Below are 18,402 nucleotides of genomic sequence, written 5' to 3'. Positions count from 1 at the left end.
TCGCGGTGACATGCACCGCGAGGGCCCGAGGGGCCGGGCCTCAGCCCGTGTAGGCGGCGAGGACCCGGGTGAAGTCCCACGGCTGCTGGGAGACCCCCGAGCAGGTGTCGGCCCCGCCGCCGGCGCAGGGCCGGTCGCGGTTGACGGACCAGAAGGTCAGCCGTGCGAGGTGGCGCTGCTGGGCGTAGGCGAGGATGGTCCGGAAGTCGGCCACGGTCACGGTCTCACCGTTGTCGGTGATGCCGTTCATCGAGGAGATGCCGGTGTGCCGGTAGGCCTGGTCGTCGGAGTACCCGTAGGCGTTCTTGACGGCCGTCTTGAGGCCTTCGGCCGCGCGGACGGTGAGCTGGCCCATGTTCTGGCCGGCCCCGCCGAAGTTGAACGGCATGATGGTCCAGCTGTCGACCGTGAGCCCGGAGGCCGCGGCCTTGCCGATCAGGCTGGAGTCGGGGCCGTTCTGCCCGGTGCCGAAGGTGATGTACAGCTTGATCCCGGGGTTGTTGGCCCTGATTGTCTTCAACGCGTCGACCGTCCGCTGCTGGACGGCGGGGCTGTCGTACGCAGCGGCCTCGATGTCGATGTCGATGGCCTTCAGCCCGTACGCGTTGATGACCTTCTGGTACGCGGCGGCCAGCTCACCCGCGCTGGAGCAGGAGCTCTCCAGCTTGTTGCCGCTCCAGCCCCCGAAGGACGGGATGACGTCGCCGCCGGCCGCGCGCACGGTGTTCACCGTCTGCTGGTCGACACCGCCGGTCAGCGGGCGGCCGCCGTCCCACTGCGGGTTGCAGTAGCCGTTGCTGAGGACGAAGGCGAGGGTGAACCACTTGACGCCGGTCGCGTTCATGACGGTGGTGGGGCTGGGCGGGCTGCCCCAGCCGTTGTAGAGGTACGGGGCCACGGCCATGGCTCCGGGTCCGGGGGTCCCGCCGCCCGCGCTCGGCGCGGTCCACTTCTGGTTGGCGGCGCCGGTGCAGGTCCAGATCTGCAACCGGGAGCCGTTGGCACTGCTCCCACCACTCACGTCGAGACACTTGTTCGCCTGGGGGTTCACGATGTCCCGCGCCGCCGGAGTCGCCCACTGCTGCGCGGCCGAACCATTGCAGTCCCACAACTGCACCTGCGTACCGTCCGCCGTACCACCCGACGCCACATCGAGACACTTCCCCAACGCCCGGATCGTCCCGTCACCACCCACCGTCCACTGCTGCGCACCCGTACCGTTGCAGTCGTACAACTGCACCGCCGTACCGTTCGCAGCCGAACCGGCAGCCACATCCACACACTTGCCCGCCAGGCCGGTGATCTGGCCGGTGGCCGTCGCGGCGCCGTTCGCGGGGGTGGCGGTGAGGCCAGTGAGCAAGGCGGCGGTCGCGGCCACCGCGCCCAGCAGTCCCCGTACGCCGGGTCTCGCCATGCGTCTCGTGGTCACCGGGTCACCGTCCACTTCTGGGCAGGGACGCCGGTGCAGGTCGCGATCTGCAACCGGGTGCCGTTGGCGGTGTTCGCCCCGCTCACGTCGAGGCACTTGTCCGCCTGGGGGTTCACGATGTCCCGTGCGGCGGGTGTCGCCCACTGCTGCGCCGCCGAACCATTGCAGTCCCACAACTGCACCTGCGTACCGTCCGCCGTACCACCCGACGCCACATCCAGGCACTTGCCCAACGCCCGGATCGTCCCGTCACCACCCACCGTCCACTGCTGCGCACCCGTACCGTTGCAGTCGTACAACTGCACCGCCGTACCGTTCGCAGCCGAACCCGCCGCCACATCCACACACTTGCCCGCCAGACCCGTGATGGGTCCTCCGCCGCCCGGCTGGCCGCTGTCGGAGCTGACCCGGACGTAGTCGACGAGGAGTTGCTGCGGGAAGGACGTGCTGGCGTCGGGGTCGCCGGGCCAGTAGCCGCCGACCGCCAGGTTGAGGATCACGAAGAACGGTTTGTCGAAGACCCACTGCTTCCCGCCGAGGTCGGCGGGGGTGCGCCGCTGGTAGACGGTGCCGTCGACGGTCCAGGTGATGGAGTTCGGGCTCCAGTCGACGGCGAAGGTGTGGAACGCGTCGGCGAAGGCCTGGCCGCCGGGCAGGCTGTAGCCGGCGCCTATGCCGCCGCTGCCGGAGTAGCCGGGGCCGTGCAGGGTGCCGTGGACGGTGCCGGGTTCGAAGCCGACGTTCTCCATGATGTCGATCTCACCGCTGTTGGGCCAGCCCACCTGGCCGATGTCGTTGCCCAGCATCCAGAAGGCGGGCCAGATGCCCTGGCCGCGCGGGATCTTCATCCGGGCCTCGACCCGGCCGTACGTGGTGGTGAACTTGCCGGCCGTGTTGAGCCGGGCGGAGGTGTACTCGCACCGCCCGTACCAGCACTGGTAGTTGCCGGGGTTGTCCTTGCGGGCGGTGATGACGAGGTTGCCCTGGCCGTCGAGGGCGGCGTTGTTGCTGCCCGCCGTGTAGTACTGCCGTTCGTGGTTGTTGACGTTGTCACCGGTCTCGATCTGCCACTTCGAGCCGTTGACGGCGGACCCGGCCGGACCGTCGAAGTCGTCCGAGAACGTGACGGCGGCCGCCGCCGCGGCGGCCGGGCGCACCGGCGCCGGTGCGCTCTGCGCCGGGACGGCGGCCAGTGAGGCGAGGCCGAGCGCCATGACGAGGGACAGAACCAGACGCCGAGGCGAGCGTGGGGAACTCATGCCTTCTCCCTTCGGGGAGCGTGATGGACTGACGCGCGCATGTCAGATCCGAGCGAGTCGGGCAGGCACCACATCGAACACTCCCCGTACGCCCCCGAACCGAGAGGAAGGGGAGGGCGAAGGGGTGGAAGCACTTAGTTCACCCCTTGATATAAGGAATGAACACGGAGCGTGTCAAGGGTTTGGTATAGACCGGAGATACATACGTCCGAGCGCCTCAGGTGATCGGCACGCAACGCCCCCCGGCACCCACCGCACACCGCCCACCCGAACTATGGTGAACACCGGAGCACGGACGTATGAGGAGGGACACGATCGACACCGCCGAAATGGGCCGGCACCCGCTGGACCCCGCCAGCGTCCTGAACGCGAAGAACACCCTCTTCGAGCTCCTCGGCCGCGCGGGAGTGTTCCGGGGCGAGGCCGAAGAGCTGATCGCGCTCGTGGAGGCCGGCGCCGTCGTGGACGCGCACAGCGAGGTGGGGAAGGCACAGAGCGCCCCGGCCGACGCCGAGGGACCGTACGACGCCGGCTGGCACGACGGCGCCCGGGCGGTGGGGGACGAACTCCTCCGCGTCGCCGAGCGGGCGCTCGAACGTGCCATCGGCCCGGCAGGCGGCTCGGCGGAGGGCGCGGCACAGGGCCACCACCTCGTCGGAAAGGTGGACGTGGAGCGCGCGAAGGTCGCGGTGACACCGCTCTACCTCGCGTTCAGCGGCGCCTCGGACCTCGACCCCGAAGTGTCGGACGAGGTCCTCACCGCGGCGCTCGGCACGATGAGCGTCGTGGGCCGGGTCGCGTACGCCGGACAGCTGGAGCGGTTCACCCAGTACCACCGGCAGCGGCTGGAACGGCTGTACGCACGGTACGGGCCGGACAGCCGCATCGCCGTCCACGGCCGCTACTCCCTCCTCCACTCCCCCACGAGCATCGCCGTACTCGAACGCCTCACCGCCGCACCGGAGGCGCTCCGGGCGGAATGGGAGCGCGCGGAGCTTCCCCCGGCGTGGCTGGAGGGACTCGCGACCGCCTGGCGCGCTTCGGAGGCCCGGGCCGGCTGACGCGGGGCACCCGCGTGGCTCGCAGGTGCCCCACTCCCAGACCCGAACGGAAGTCCCTAGCTCAGCGGTTCGATCCGGATGTCACGGAACCGCACCGTGTTGCCGTGGTCCTGGAGACGGATCGCCCCGGCCGAGGGGCCCTCCGGCGCGCCCGCGCCGGTCGGTCCGTCGATCGTGATGTCGTCGTGGACCTTCTTGCCGTTCCACACCACCGTCACCCGGGCGTCGGCGGTCTTGCGGCCGCTGTCGTCGAAGCGCGCCGCCCGGAACGTGACGTCGTACGTCTGCCAGGTCTCCGGGGCGGTCGCCGCGTTGACGTCCGGTGCCTTCTTCTCGTAGATGGCGCCGGCCTCGTTCGTGGCGGGGGTGGTGTCGCCGTAGGAGTCGAGGATCTGGAGCTCGTAGCGGTCCTGGAGATAGATGCCGCTGTTGCCCCGGTCCTGTCCGGTCACGTCGTCCGGCAGCTGCGGCACCCGGAACTCCAGGTGAAGCTTGAAGTCCTGGTAGGCGTCCTTGGTGCGGATGTCACCGCAGCACACCTCCATCGACCGCTCGGCGGCCAGGGGCCATTCGACGCGCCGTCCGTCCGTGTGCTGCCACTGCGCCTGGGAGGCGGTGGTCCCGTCGAAGAGGGGGACGGGGTCCCCGTGGGGGCGCACGGTGATCAGGTCGAGATTGACATGGCCGGTGTCACCGGGGTCGAAGCGGTACGAGAGTGTGTTGGGCCCCGCGTGCAGACGGACCCGCTCGGTCTGCGTCGACCAGGCGTCCCAGGTGCCGGTCGAGGCGAGTTGCGTCTGCCGCAGCTTCTTCCCGTTGACGTGGAGGGAGAGGGACTTGGTGCCCTGGAAGGGGTCGGGCCCGTTGGAGTAGCGCAGGTTCACGTCGTAGTCGCCGGCCTTGGGTGCCGTCACCTCGAAGGTCGTGGCGGCCTGGCCCTCCGTGGCGTAACGGTCGACGAAGCCGCTGCCCGAGTAGCCGGTGTGGTCGGTGCGGATGCCGGCCTTACCGGTGAGCTTCGCCTCCTCCGCCTCGTACAGCGTGGCCGGCGGCGGCTGCTTCCCCGGCAGGGCGTTGAGCGTGTACCAGGCCTCCGTGCTCCACAGTGTCTCGCCGGACGCGGAGGCGAAGGGGTGCGGTGAGCGCAGGTGCACGACCCGGTCGGGCTTGAGCCCGTCGAGGCGCAGCTGCACGGTGCGGCCGTCGTCGGAGAGGGTCGCCGAGCGCACGCCGAGCTGCTCCTCGGCGATCTTCGGACCGCCGTAGTCGGAGGTGGGGGTGTAGCGCCACTGCTCGGCCCGGTAGCGGTCCGTCAGCTCCTGCGCGGTGTCCTCGGACAGCGGCTGGGTGTACTCCAGGTCGAAGCCTCCGGGAACGGCGCGCATCTCCTTGATGTCGAAGGTGTTGCCGCCGTTGGGCGTGAGCTTCTGCAGGCCGAACTTCAGTTTCCCTTCCTGGCCCCAGTTGCCGTCGGCCCCGAGGCCGCCCGTGTATATCGCCCCGTCGGGACCCATGGTGATGCGGTTGACGCCGGCTTCGAGTCCCTGGGTGTAGCGGAACACGGCACCCTGGTACTGGCCCTTCACCTTCTCCAGGTAGCCGCGCTGGAGTCCGCCGTAGGTGACGTCTCCGAACAGCATCTGGCCGGCGAAGGTGCCCTCCTTGAGGTACAGCGGCGTACTCGGCGAGTTGGCGATCTCGTTCTGCGGCAGCCAGAGCACCGGCTGGGTGACGGGCTGGCTGTCGAACTGGCCCGACGGCTGGGTGTAGTGGTTGAAGAAGCGGTCCTGCTTGATCTGGACGAGCTTCGACGCGGGCAGCCAGCCGCCCTGGTTGTCCGTGGTGAAGATCGAATCGCCGGGGCCCCAGCCGATTCCGTTCGGGGTGCGCAGACCACCGGCGATGGCGTGGATCTTGCCGGTCTTCTTGTTGACCTTGTACGTCGTGCCGCGCCCCTTCGCCGGCTGCGGCGTGGTGGTGGCCCCGCCGTAGTCGATGGCGACGGACAGGTTCACATAGAAGTAGCCGTCGCGGTAGAGCAGCCCGAACGCGAACTCGTGGAAGTTCCCGCCGTACGGCCAGGTGGCGACGGTGCGGTACTCATCGGTGACGAAGTCCTTGTCCGTGTCGACGAGTTGCGTCAGCTCGTGCTTCTGCGAGACGTACAGCGAGCCGTCGACGTACTTGATGCCCATCGGCTCGCGCAGGCCCTCGGCGACCTTGGTCACCGTCACCTTGTCGCGGCTGGTGTCCCCGGTGACGTGATCGAGGAGGTACACCTCGCCGGTCACGTTCTCGGAGCCGCCCCACGTGGACAGGGCCAGCCGCCCGTCGGGCAGCCAGTCCATCCCGGTGACCTGTGGTTCGAAGCCGTCCGGCCGCAGGTCGGTGAGGTCGAGGTCGGGGCGTACGTCGGTGAGCGGCAGCCCGTCACCGGGGCTGTCCGCGCCCGATTCGCACTCCTTACGGCCCGGCGCGGTGACCCTCACGACCCCGGCGTCGGTGCTCAGGGACTCCTGCGGGACCACACCGAAGCCGTCCGCGCCCGGGGGCTTCCAGGCGAGCGTCAGCTGCTGGTCGCCGCCGCGCTCGAAGTAGTCGACCTTGAACGGATGGGAACCGGCGGCGAGTTGGGCGGATCCGTCCTTGGGTTCGGCGCCGTGCAGACCGTCGTGGTCGATGACCTCCCGGTCGTCGATGGTGAGCCGCGAGCCGTCGTCGCTGTTGAGGCGGAAGGCGTACGTCCCGTCCTCGGGGACGACCAGATAGCCGGAGACCTCGGCCACGAAGTTGTCGGCGAAGCCGCCGAAGTCGTCGGTCGTGGACCAGTCCACGGTGGGCATCAGCTTGTCGTGGTTGGGCGTCTGGCCCGGCTTGAGCGTGCACAGGGTGCTGAGTGGCACCTGGGTGTCGAAGACGCGCAGGGTGACGCCGGGTTCCTGGGGCGGGATCTCGTCGGGGGCGGCGGCGGCCGGGTGTCCGGCCCAGACACCTCCCGCGAGCAATGCCCCGAGGAGCAGGGCGGTGAGCTCTCTTCGGGCACGTGGGAACAGCCTTGGATGCATGGGGTCCTCCAGCAGGGGGTCGCACTCCGGTCGGGCTGTACTGATCCGCGAACTTGCAATGCGCCTACGGTGGCGCCGCCACGGTAGGGGACTTCTGCTGGGGAAGTCCATACTTTGTCATCTGTAAGTTCAAAGTCCCTGGACGGCCTCCAAACCCCCTCGTCGGCCCGGGACTTGACGCCGGGTGGGCGCGGTCCGGGGCCGGCGAGGGCGGGTCATGGCTTGCGTGCCTGGGTCCGGGGCAGCCTGGTGGCCCCGGCGGCGGCGAGCAGGCAGAAGCCGAGCACCCACCAGAAGGTGTCGCCGAACGCCGAGGCGATGTCCTGGCCACGGGCGGAGAGCCGGCTCTGCAGGACCACGGCGAGGGCGGCGGTGCCCACCGAACCGCCCACGGTGTTCAGCAGGTTGAGCGCTCCGGACGCACGGGGCAGGTGCTCGGGCTCGATGCGGCTGTAGACGATGTTCATCACCGGCGCGCCGACCATCGCCATCCCGAGGCCGCGGACCGCGAGGGCCGCGACGATCGCGGCGTCCGGGATCCCGTGGCCGAGCTGAGTGAACGGGACGGTGCCCGCGAGGATAAGCACGATTCCGGTCACCACCAGGGTCCGTGGCGCGACCTTGTCGATGGTGCGGTTGACCAGGACCGATCCGGCGGCCGCGCCCAGCCCCTGGGGGGCGAGCAGCAGCCCGGCCTCCCACGCCGTCAGGCCGCGGCCGGTCTGGAAGTACAGCGGCAGCAGGAACATCGTGCCGAAGACGGATGCCCCCAGGACCACCAGTGCGAGGGCGGCGGCGCCGAAGGGCGGTTGGGCGAACAGCCGTGGGTCGACCAGCGGTGTGGCGCGGGTGCGCAGCCCGTGCACGGTGAAACCGGCCAGCATGACGAGTCCCGTGGCCACGCCGATCGTGGCCGGGACGGTGCGGCCGTGGGCCACTTCGGTCAGTCCGTACACCAGCACGGCCAGGCCGGGCGAGAGCAGCACGGCCCCCCGCAGGTCGAACGCCGTACGCCGGCTCGACGGCGGCACCGCGGGTACGTACCGGCGGGCGAGCAGTGCGGCGACCAGCCCGATCGGCAGGTTGACCAGGAACAGCCACGGCCAGGGCGCCACGCTGAGGATGGAGCCGCCGGCGAGCGGGCCGAAGACCGGTGAGAGCAGCGGGACGACCGCGACGACGCTGATCACGCGGCCGGTGCGGTTGGGCCCCGCAACGCGGGCCAGCAGGGCCTGCCCGGTCGCGGGCAGCAGCCCGCCGCCGAGGCCCTGGATCACCCGGAAGACGATCAGGCTGGTCGCCGACCAGGCCAGCGCGCACAGCACCGAGCCGAGCAGGAACACACCCACGGCGGCGAGCCAGGTCCGCTTGCCGCCGAACCGGTCGGCCAGCCAGCCGGATGCCGGTACGGCGGCGACCACGGCCAGCAGATACGCGGTGGTGACCCACTGGATCTCCGCGACGGACGCGCCGAACTCCTCGGTCAGGGCGTCGATGCCGACGCTGACGATGGTGGCGTCCAGGGTGGCCATGAAGGTGCCGAGCACCAGGATGAAGGCGACCCGCAGCAGTTGGCGGTCCACGCGCTCGACGGGAGGCGCGACGTCCTTGCTCATCGGTCCTCCAGAAGATCGAGCACATCGGCGTCGAGGTGCTTGTCCAGCGTTCGGAGCACGTGGAGCAGCTCCTCGGCGAGCCCGTCGGTGTCGACCCCGGCCCGGTGCGCGAGCACACCGGTCCAGCCGTCGCCGTCCGGCATGACCGTGAGGGTCACCGGGTGGTGGGTGGCCTCACGGAAGCGGGTACCGACGACCGTGAGCCCGGGGGCGGGTTCGCGGAGGCGGTCCGGGTCGACGGGGTAGTTCTCGAACACCACCATGCTGTCGAAGAGCCGGCTCCGCCCGGTCAGCCGCTCCAGGTCGGAGAGGGCGACGTGCTGGTGCTCCACCAGGGCCCGCTGCCGGGCCTGGAGATCGGTGAGCGTCTCGGCGAAGGTGCCGGCGAGCCGTGCCCGTACGGGGACGGTGTTGGCCAGCAGCCCGATGATCTCCTCGACGCCGTCGAGCTCCGGTGGGCGGCAGGCGACCATGGCTCCGAAGCAGACGTCCGTCCGGCCGGAGCGCCGGGCGAGCAGCACCGACCACGCGCCCTGCACCAGCGTGTTACGGGTCAGTCCGCGCCCGGCGGCGAGGCGGCCGAGTTCGGCCACCAGGGGCGCGTCGAACTCGATGACCTCGGGTGTCTGCCACGCCGGGCCGGGTTCACCCGCGCCCAGGTGGTCGCCCTCGGGCAGGCCGTCCAGCTCGGAGGCCCAGGCCCCGAGGTCGGGCTCGTGCTCGGCGCACCAGCGCAGGTAGTCGCCGAACGGTACGGGGGCGGGGAGTTCCGGCGCCACGCCTCGGACGTGGGCCGTGTAGAGGGCGAACAGTTCGGCGAGGATCCGCGGGGCGGACCAGCCGTCGGAGAGCACGTGATGGGTGGTCAGGACCAGGTCGGCGCGGTCGGGGCCCAGCCGGATCACGGTCAGGCGGGCGAGCGGTCCCGCCGCGAGGTCGAATGGCTCGGCCAGGTCGGCGGCCAGTACCTCGTCGGCGGGCCCGTCGGTCACCCGGAAGTCGGGCCGGGGCGCCATGGGGATCACCGCCAGGGACGCGGGGAACACGGCGCCCAGATTCGGGTGGCGTGCCAGCAGTTCGGTGCCCGCGGCGCGCAGGGCGTCGGTGTCGAGCGGGCCCGCGAGGGAGAACGCCGACTGCACGGTGTACGGGTCGGGCCGCTCGGTGCGCGAGTGCCGCAGCATCACCTCCTGCAGCGGGGTGAGCGGCTGGATGTCGCTGACCGCCCGGTCGGGGCCGAGCGCCCTGATCTCCGGTGCGGCGGCGACCCGCAGGAGCGCGGTCCGCATGTTTTCGGCCAGTTCCTCGATCTCGGCGGCGGTGAACAGCGCGGACGGCCAGGTGATCCGGATCCCGAGCGCGTCGTCGCGTACCAGGGCGTTGACCATCAGGCTGTGGGGCAGCGGCATCGCGTCGGAGCCGCCGGACCCGAGCGGGTCGGCGTCCGGGGACGGCTGCCACGGCGTCTCCTCGGTGGGGGCGCCGGGGTACCTGCCGAGGTAGTTCCAGGCGACCTCGGGCTCCACGGGGTCCAGCAGTCCGGCCGCGGTGAGGATGCCGTGGCCGAGGCCGTCGCCCTGCGCGCGCAGCCGTTCCCTGACCGCCTGTACGTCGTCGTCCGCGTCGAGCAGCACGGGGTGGACGGCGGTGAACCAGCCGACGGTCTGCGACAGGTCGACCTGCCGCGGGCGTCCGTGGCTCTCCAGGGCGACCAACAGCCGCCGGGTGCCGCGCCATTCACGTACGGCCCGGGCGAGTGCCGTCAGCAGGACGGCGTCCGGTGTGGTGCGGTAGGCGGCGGGCAGGGTCGTGATCAGGGCGCGTGTCGCGTCGGTGTCGAGCCGGATCTCGTGGTGCGTCGCCGTGGCCACGGTGTCCCGGGTGGGGTCGAGCGGGCCGGTGAGTGCCTTCGGGGCGCTCATCCGCCGCCAGTGGGGCAGTTCGGCGCTGCGGTCGGCCTCGTGCAGGGTGCGCGCCCAGCCGAGGAACGACTCGCCGTGCCGGGCCGGTGTCCCGCCGGCGTACGCGTGTTCCACGTCGTCCAGCAGGACGCGCCAGGACACCCCGTCGACGACCAGGTGGTGGGCGATCAGGACGAGCCGGCCGGGCCGGTCGGGACCCGCGTCCACCCACACCGCGCGCAGCAGCGGTCCGGTGCGCGGGTCCATCGAGGCGCGTGCCGCCGCGGTTCCGGAGTCGGCCGCGGCCCGCGGGTCGCCTGCCGCCTCGACGCGGGTCAGTACGTCGGCGCCGGTGACCGCGCCGACGGGCGGGATGCGCAGGACGTCACCGGCCAGACGGGCCCGCAGCACGTCATGGCGGGCGAGGACCGTGTCGAGCACGGCCTGCCAGGCCGTCTCGTCGCCCCCGGGCGGGACGCAGATCTCCACCCACTGGCAGAACCCGTCCGCGGCCGAGCCGGCCCTGCGCAGCAGGTCCCGCATGACCGGGGTGAGCGGGGCGTCGCCGACCGCGGGTGCGTCGCCGGCGTCGAGGTCCCGGGCGCGGGCCGCGATCCCGGCGACGGTCTCCCCCTCGAACACGTCGCGGGCGGCGAGTCCGAGGCCCTGGCGCCGGGCCCGCGACACCACTTGCAGGGCCACGATGCTGTCTCCGCCGACGGCGAAGAAGTCGTCGTCGAGGCCGACCTCGTCGGTGTCCAGGATGTCCCGGAACACGGCGAGGAGCAGTGCCTCGGCCTCGGTGGCGGGTTCACGCCGTGCGGCGGCGGTGATCTCGGGAGCGGGCAGTGCCGAGGTGTCGAGCTTGCCGCTGGGGCTCAGCGGCAGCCGGCTGATCGGCACGAGCGCGGTGGGCACCATGTGGTCGGGCAGTTCCCCGGCCAGGTACTCGCGCAGCCGTGCGGTGTCGAGGTCGGCGTCGTCGGTCGGGATGACGTAGCCGACGAGCCTGCCCTCCCGCATGATCACGGCGCAGGCGCGGACATCGGGATGACCGGTGAGGGTGGTCTCGATCTCGCCGAGTTCGACGCGGAAGCCACGGATCTTGACCTGGTGGTCGGCGCGGCCGAGGAACACCAGCTGTCCGTCGGGCCGCCACCGCACCAGGTCGCCGGTGCGGTAGATCCGCTCCCCCGGCGGGCCGAAGGGGGCGGCGACGAACGTCGAGGCGGTCAGGCCGGGGCGTCCGAGGTAGCCGCGGGCCAGGCTGGGCCCGCCCAGGTACAGCTCGCCCGTCACACCGACGCCGACCGGCTGGAGTCCGCCGTCGAGGACGTAGGCGCGGACGTCGGGGTCGGGGCGGCCGATCGGCAGCGGCCCGGTGTCCTCCGGGTCGTACCGCCAGGTCGTGGAGTTGATCGTGACCTCGGTCGGTCCGTAGGCGTTGAAGAGCGCCCTGCGGCCCTGGCCCCAGCGCCGGGCGAGCTCCGGGTCGAGGCGCTCGGCGCCGACGACGAAGAACACGTCGGGGTCGACGGTGCGGTCGTCGGGCATCGCGGCCAGGAAGGACGGGAGCAGGTTCACTCCCGTCACCCGGTGCTCGGTGATGTAGTCGAGGAGTTCGTCGCCGGGTACGCGCACCTCCTCGGGCGCAATGACGGACGTGCCGCCGGAGAGCAGGGGCACCATGGTCTGCCAGAACGCGACGTCGAAGCTGGTCGACGCGAAGTGCAGGTACCGGTCGTGCTCGGTGACGCCGACGACCTCCTCCTGGAGCGCGATCAGGTCGGGCACGCCCCGGTGGGTCACCCCGACGCCCTTGGGCCGCCCGGTGGTTCCGGAGGTGTAGATGACGTAGGCGAGCGCGTCGTCGGTGAGCGCGGCGCGCGCCTCGGCCGGGTCGGTGTCCGGCGCCGACGCGAGGGTGGCCGGGTCGTCGAGGCGCAGCACCGGCAGTTCGCGGGCGACGGGCAGTTCGGCGCCGGTCGTCACGACGGCGGCCGGGGCGATGTCGTCGAACATGTAGGCGAGCCGCTCGCGCGGGTAGCTCGCGTCCATCGGTACGTACACGGCGCCGGCCTTGATCACGCCGAACAGGGCGACGGTCATCTCGATGTCGCGTCCGAGCAGGACCGCGACCGGGTCCTGGGGCCGTACGCCGCGCGCGATCAGCGTGTGGGCCAACTGGTTTGCCCGCGCGTCCAGTTCGGCGTAGCTGAGGCTGCGGTCACGGCAGACCAGGGCCTCGGCGCCGGGCTTGCGGTCCACCCATGCGGCGAACTCGTCCAGCCAGTGGCCGCGGGCCCTGGCGGCGACGATCTCGGTGCCGGTGCGCAGCATCCGCTCCCGCTCGTCGGCGTCGAGCGCGGGCAGCCGGGCCGCGGGCCGTGCCGGGTCGTCGACGATCTCCCGCAGGAGGTTGTGCAGCCAGCGGCCGTAGTCGCGTACGGCCGACTCCTCGAAGGCGCGCGGCTGGTAGCCGAGGCCGATCGTGATCTCGTCGTCGGGGATCACGATCACGGTCAGCGCGTAGTGCGTGGCGTCGGTGATGTCCACCCCGGCCAGGTCGAGTCCGGGTGCGAGGGGGGTGCGCTTCCGGCTGGAGAGCGGGAAGTTCTCCATCACCAGCATCGTGTCGAACAGTTCGCCGATGCCCGTCGCCCGCTGGATCTCGGGGAGACCGACGTGGTGGTGCTCGGCCAGGGCGACGCTCTCGGCGTGCACCTGCGCCATGAGCTCACGGGCCGTCAGGTCCCGGTTGTGCCGTACGCGTACGGGGATCGTGGTGCCGAGCTGGCCGATCATCGACTCGACTCCGTCGACCTCCGCGGGCCGTCCGGAGACCGGGCAGCCGAACACGACGTCGAGGCGGCCGGTGAGCCTGCCGAGCAGCAGCCCCCACGCGGTCTGGAGCACCGTGGTCAGGGTGACGCCCTCCGCGCGGGCGAACGCGCGCAGCCGGTCGCTGAACTCGCGGCCGAGGCCGACGGTTTCGCGGCCCGGCCGCTCGATTCCGGTCTCGGTACGCGCGGGTGCCAGCCTCGTCGCGTCGTCGACGCCGGCCAGGGCGTCCCGCCATGCGGCGAGCGACGCGTCCCGGTCGCGGCCCGCCAGCCACCGGAAGTACTCCGACAGCGGCTGACCGGCGGGGGCGGCTGGCCCGCCGCCCAGTTCGGCGTAGATGGCGAGGAGGCTGCGGCCGACCAGCGGCATGGACCAGCCGTCGAGCAGGGAGTGGTGGTTGGTGATCACCAGCTTGTGCTCGGCGGGCCCGACCCGGGACAGCAGGAAGCGGATCAGCGGCGGCCGGCTCGGGTCGAACGGGCGCTCAAGATCGGCGCGCGCGGCCTCGGTGAACCGGTCGTCCTCCCGCCAGTCCAGGGTGATGTCGGCGGGGATCACCTGCACCACGTCGTCGCCGGCCGTGCCCAGGTACACGCGCAGGGCGGGGTGCCGGCGCAGCAGTTCGCGTGCGGCCTCGGCCATCCGGTCGGGGATCAGCTCGCCGACCAGGGTGGTCACGGCCTGGACGACGTAGACGTCGGTCTCGTCGTCGTCGCGGAGCAGGGTGTGGAAGGACAGCCCGACCTGGAGGGGGGTCGCGGGCAGTACGTCGGCGATGCGGCCGGCGCGTTCGAGGGCGTCGATGGCCGCCTGGTCGAGGTCGACCAGCGGGAGGTCGGACGGGGTGAGCCCGCCCCGGGTGTGGAGCGCGTGCTCGGTCAGCGTCTCCAGGGCCGAGGCCCAGGCCGCCTGCAGCGCGGTGACGACGTCGGCGTCGAGCACCCCGGTCGCGGCGGTCCACTCGACGGCGAGCCGGGGCTCATCGCCTTCGTGGACGAAGCAGTTGAGGGCCAGGACCTGTTCCAGGGCCTTGGCGCCGGGCTCGGTCACCGAGAAGGCGTCCCGCTCGGGCAGGCTCCACCCGGTCGCGGACAGCGGGGCGAACCGGCCCAGGTAGTTGAGCAGGACGTCCGGGGGCGGGGTCGCCGAGAGCTCGGGGGCGGTCTCCGGGTCGAGGTGGCGCAGGACGCCGTATCCGATGCCCGCGTCGGGGACCCGGCGCCTGGCCTCCTTGGCCGCGCGCAGCGCCCGCCCGACGTCGTCGGTGGCGGGGACACGGACCGGGTACTCGCTGGTGAACCAGCCGACCGTGCGGGACAGGTCGAGGTGTTCGCGGCCGTGGCCCTCCATCGTGACGGTCACGTCGTCGCCGGACAGGCCCCAGTTCCGCAGGGCGAGCACGAGCGCCGCCAGCAGCACCTCGTCGACCCCTGCGCGGTACGCGGCGGGCAGGGTGGTCAGCAGGGCCTCGGTGGCCCCGGGCGAGGCCACGGTCACCGAGCGGTGGGCGGTCGCGACGGTGTCCCGTGCCGGGTCCAGCGGCCGGGCGCCCAGCCGGGAGGCTCCGGCGAGCGCGGTGCGCCAGTGGTCGAGTTCGCCCCGGCGCGCACCGGACGTGCCCTGTTCGGCGAGGAGCAGGGCGTGCCGACGCCAGGAGGCGCCGACCGGGCCGAGGGTGCCGCCGGTGCAGGCGGTGTGCAGGTCGGGCAGCAGGACGCGCCAGGAGACGCCGTCCATGGCGAGGTGGTGCACGACGACGACCAGCCGGTCGGCCGTTCCTTCGCCGGTGCGGAGCAGGGCCGCCCGTACGAGGTCGCCCGTCCTGGGGTCGAGTTCTCCCGCCAGCCGTCCGGCCAGGGCAGTCACGTCGTCACCTGGTACGTCCTCCACGGCGGCCCGTACGGTGCCGCGGGGCAGCACCTCCAGGCCGTCGGCCGCCCGCAGCCGGAGCGCGTCGTGGTGGTCGAGCACGGCCTGCACGCCGGTGGCCAGCGCCTCGCGGTCCAGTGCGTCGACGCTCAGGGCGGTCCACTGGGCGTATCCCGCGATGGTGTCCACGTCGGGGTGCGGGTCGAGCAGGCCGCGTACGATCGGCGGCGCCGGCACGGCTCCCGTGGGCTCGTCCACCGGCTCGGGGACGTCCGCCAGCAGTTCGGCGGAGGCGGCGAGGGCGGCGAAGCTGCGGCGCGCCAGCAGGTCGCGCGGCCGCAGCCCGAGACCCACGGCCCGCAGCCTGCTGCTGACGGTGATCGCGGTGATGCTGTCGCCGCCGAGGGCGAAGAAGTCGTCGTCCACGCCGACCCGTTCGACGTCGAAGGCGTCGGCGAGGACGGCGCAGAGCAGGCGTTCCCGCTCGGTGCCCGGCTCCCGGCCGCCGCCGGCGGAGGCGGGTGCGGGCAGGGCGGCGCGGTCGAGCTTGCCGTTGGGCGTGACCGGCAGCTCGGCCAGCACCACCACAGCGGCGGGCACCATGTGGTCGGGCAGCCGCTCGGCGAGGTACGCACGGGCCTCGTCCCCGGTGACCGAGGCGGACACGACGTAGCCGATCAGCCGGGACGACAGCACCCTGGCGGCGGCCGCGGTGACGCCGGGCACGGCGGCGAGGGCCGCTTCGACCTCGCCGGTCTCGACACGGTGGCCGCGGATCTTGACCTGGCCGTCGCCCCGGCCGCCGTATGCGAGGCCCCGGCCGGGCACCCATGTGGCGAGGTCGCCGGTGCGGTACATCCGCTCGCCGGGGGCGCCGAAGGGGTCGGCGACGAAGCGTTCGGCGGTGGCGCCGGGCCGGCCGAGGTAGCCGCGCGCGAGGTGCGGTCCGGCGAGGTAGAGCTCGCCCGTCGTGCCGTGCGGTACGGGCTGGAGCGCGCTGTCCAGGACATAGGTCCGGGTGCCGGCGAGCGGGTGGCCGATGTGCGGCTCGCCGTCGTCGATCCGGGCGGTGGTGCTGTCGACGGTCGCCTCGGTCGGCCCGTAGATGTTGCGTGCGGCCGTCCCCGACGCGGCGACGCGCTGCCACAAGGCGGGCGGGGTGGCCTCTCCGCCGAGGACCAGCAGCGTGGGCCGCAGGTCCAGCAGGCCGCCCTCGATCAGCGGCGCGGCCATGGACGGCGTGGTGTCGACGACGTCGATGCCGTCGCGGGTGTACGCGGCGAGCAGGGCGTCGGCGTCGCGGATGGTCTCGGCGTCGTAGACGTGCAGTTCGTGGCCGCACAACAGCCACACCAGGTGGTCGAACGCGGAGTCGAAGGCGAACGAGTAGGTGTGGGCGGCGCGCAGCCGCCGGCCCGCGGCCTGTTCGGCCTCCGCGACGACCGTGGAGCGCTGGTGGTGCAGCAGCGAGGCCAGACCGCCGACCCGCCCGAGCACGCCCTTGGGGCGTCCGGTCGACCCGGAGGTGTGGATGACGTAGGCGAGGTGCTCGGGGTGCCGGGGCGCGGCCAGTTCACCGGCCGTCAGGGGCGCGCCGGACAGGCCGGCGGCCTCGTCGAGCAGGGTGTCCCAGGGCAGTCCGTCCACCGCGCCGGAGGTCACCACCAGCGCGGGGCGGGTGTCCTCGATCAGCTCGCGCAGCCGCTCGGGCGGGTAGGCGGCGTCCAGCGGCAGGAACGCGGCGCCCGCGTCCATCACCGCCAGCAGGGCGACGACCGAGTCGGCGGAGCGCGGCAGCGCGAGCGCCACGACGTCGTCGGCCCCGATCCCGCGGGCCCGCAGCGCACGGGCCAGGCGGTGCACCCGGTCCGCGAGGTCCGCGGCGGACAGCCGGTCCTCGCCGCACACCAGAGCCGTACGCCCGGGGCCCGCGGCGGCCATCGCGTCGAAGGCGGTGGGCACGTCCACCGGGGTGCCGGGCAGCGCGGGCGGGCACCAGGCCGCCATCAGCGCGCCGACATCACCGGCCATGGCGATCCGCCCGACGGGCACCCCGTCGACGAGTCCGGCCAGCAGGGCCCGCAGCCCGGCCAGCAGACTGTCCACCGAGGCCTGGTCGTTGGTCCTCGCGTCGACCTCGAAGCCGAGCAGCAGCCCGCCGTCGCCCGCCGGCAGGACGCTCAGGCCCATGTCCTCCGGGGGTCCGCCCGCGACGTTGCGCATCACACCGCCGGACCCGGCGAAGTCGATCGCCAGGTCGAACGCCTTGAGGTTGATCCCGCGTCCGTGCAGCAGCGCACCCGCACCGGGCACTCCGAGGTCCTGCGGCAGGTCCTCGCCCCGGTACCGCTGGTGGTCGCGCATCTCGCGCATGGCGGCGGCCACCCGCCGGGTCAGCTCGCCGAGCCGGTCGCCGCCGCGCACGGTCACCCGCAGCGGCAGCACGTTGACGGCCATGGCGGGCGTGCGCAGTTCGACGGAGCCGGCGCGGCACATCAGCGGCAGCGCGAAGACGACGTCGGTGCGGGCCAGCATGCGGTGCAGGAAGGCGGCGTAGCCGGCGATCAGCGCCTCGCCCCAGGTGACGCCCTCGGCGTCCGCGAACGCGCGCAGCCGTGCTGTCTCCTCGGCCGTGAGGGCGGCGCGCGCGGTGAGGGTACGGTCGGGCGCACCGACAGCGGAGCCGGCGTCGTCGAAGGACCCGAGCTCGGGCAGCGGGGTGAACCGCTCGACCCAGTACGCGCGGTCCTCGGCTGACCGGTCGCTGTCCCGGTAGGCCTCGTCGGCCGCGACGAGGGCCGCGAAGCTGCCGAAGGTGCACTTCGCCGGCTCCTTGCCCCGCACCAGGGCGGTGTAGCGGGCCCCGGTGCGGCGGGCGAGCATCGCCGCCGTGTAGCCGTCGAAGACCAGGTGGTGGCCGAGCTGGGTGTACCAGACCTCACGGTCGGAGAGCCGGATGACGGTGCGCGAGAAGAGCGGCCGGTCCACCATCCCCCGGCACTCCTCGGCCGTCCGCGCGCGCTCCGCGTCGACCAGCGCCTGGGCGGCGGCCACGGGATCGGCCGCCCCTCTGACGTCGAGCACCTCCGGTGGCGCGACCGGCTCCTCGCTGACCGCCTGGCGTGGCCCCTCCGGGGTGTCGTACACCCGCAACCGCAGCGTCTCGGCCTCCTGGGTGGTCGCTCGGACCGCCTCGACCAGCGCGTGGACGTCGACCGGCTCACTGCCGGATATCTCCACGACGTCGCCGACGACGTAGTACGGCGAGTCCGGCTCCAGGCTCTGCGCGTTCCAGATACCCAACTGGGCGCGAGTCAGGGGGAGAAGGCCGCCGGTGGAGACGCTTGCGGTGCTCAAC

At 72.6% G+C, this 18,402-nt stretch carries 6 protein-coding genes; 1 reads left to right on the top strand and 5 read right to left on the bottom strand.

Annotated features, from left to right (window positions below; genetic code table 11):
* Window positions 1-40 precede the first annotated feature (40 nt).
* The gene (locus tag ACIRD8_RS05225; RefSeq protein WP_403987272.1) at window positions 41-1,414 is read right to left on the bottom strand and encodes a lectin; all 1,374 of its coding nucleotides are present in this window, start codon (window positions 1,412-1,414) and stop codon (window positions 41-43) included.
* A gap of 11 nt (window positions 1,415-1,425) precedes the next feature.
* The gene (locus tag ACIRD8_RS05220) at window positions 1,426-2,688 is read right to left on the bottom strand and encodes a ricin-type beta-trefoil lectin domain protein (protein ID WP_403986297.1); all 1,263 of its coding nucleotides are present in this window, start codon (window positions 2,686-2,688) and stop codon (window positions 1,426-1,428) included.
* A gap of 299 nt (window positions 2,689-2,987) precedes the next feature.
* Here ACIRD8_RS05220 and ACIRD8_RS05215 point away from each other — a divergent pair, with 299 nt between their 5' ends.
* The gene (locus ACIRD8_RS05215; protein WP_403986294.1) at window positions 2,988-3,749 is read left to right on the top strand and encodes a hypothetical protein; all 762 of its coding nucleotides are present in this window, start codon (window positions 2,988-2,990) and stop codon (window positions 3,747-3,749) included.
* Between the two features lie 56 nt (window positions 3,750-3,805).
* Here ACIRD8_RS05215 and ACIRD8_RS05210 read toward each other — a convergent pair whose 3' ends face one another.
* The 3 genes from ACIRD8_RS05210 to ACIRD8_RS05200 form a co-directional block, all read right to left on the bottom strand.
* Complete coding sequence (locus ACIRD8_RS05210; RefSeq protein ID WP_403986291.1) at window positions 3,806-6,814, bottom strand: family 16 glycoside hydrolase; 3,009 nt, start codon at window positions 6,812-6,814, stop codon at window positions 3,806-3,808.
* 215 nt (window positions 6,815-7,029) lie between these two features.
* The gene (locus ACIRD8_RS05205; RefSeq protein WP_403986288.1) at window positions 7,030-8,430 is read right to left on the bottom strand and encodes an MDR family MFS transporter; all 1,401 of its coding nucleotides are present in this window, start codon (window positions 8,428-8,430) and stop codon (window positions 7,030-7,032) included.
* Entirely contained in the window at window positions 8,427-18,401 is a 9,975-nt protein-coding gene (locus tag ACIRD8_RS05200; protein ID WP_403986285.1) for an amino acid adenylation domain-containing protein, read from the bottom strand. Before ACIRD8_RS05200 ends, ACIRD8_RS05205 begins: the two co-directional genes overlap by 4 nt.
* Between the last annotated feature and the right edge of the window lies 1 nt (window position 18,402).

It is taken from the genome of Streptomyces sp. NPDC102451 (genome assembly GCF_044765485.1).
In the GTDB taxonomy this organism is placed as follows: domain Bacteria; phylum Actinomycetota; class Actinomycetes; order Streptomycetales; family Streptomycetaceae; genus Streptomyces.
This window is presented reverse-complemented; position numbering and strand designations above follow the sequence as displayed.

What these genes read in the sequence shown, in the direction of transcription:
- ACIRD8_RS05225 (WP_403987272.1), bottom strand. Translation starts at nt 1,414, where the DNA reads ATGGCGAGACCCGGCGTACGGGGACTGCTGGGCGCGGTGGCCGCGACC.
- ACIRD8_RS05220 (WP_403986297.1), bottom strand. Translation starts at nt 2,688, where the DNA reads ATGAGTTCCCCACGCTCGCCTCGGCGTCTGGTTCTGTCCCTCGTCATG.
- ACIRD8_RS05215 (WP_403986294.1), top strand. Translation starts at nt 2,988, where the DNA reads ATGAGGAGGGACACGATCGACACCGCCGAAATGGGCCGGCACCCGCTG.
- ACIRD8_RS05210 (WP_403986291.1), bottom strand. Translation starts at nt 6,814, where the DNA reads ATGCATCCAAGGCTGTTCCCACGTGCCCGAAGAGAGCTCACCGCCCTG.
- ACIRD8_RS05205 (WP_403986288.1), bottom strand. Translation starts at nt 8,430, where the DNA reads ATGAGCAAGGACGTCGCGCCTCCCGTCGAGCGCGTGGACCGCCAACTG.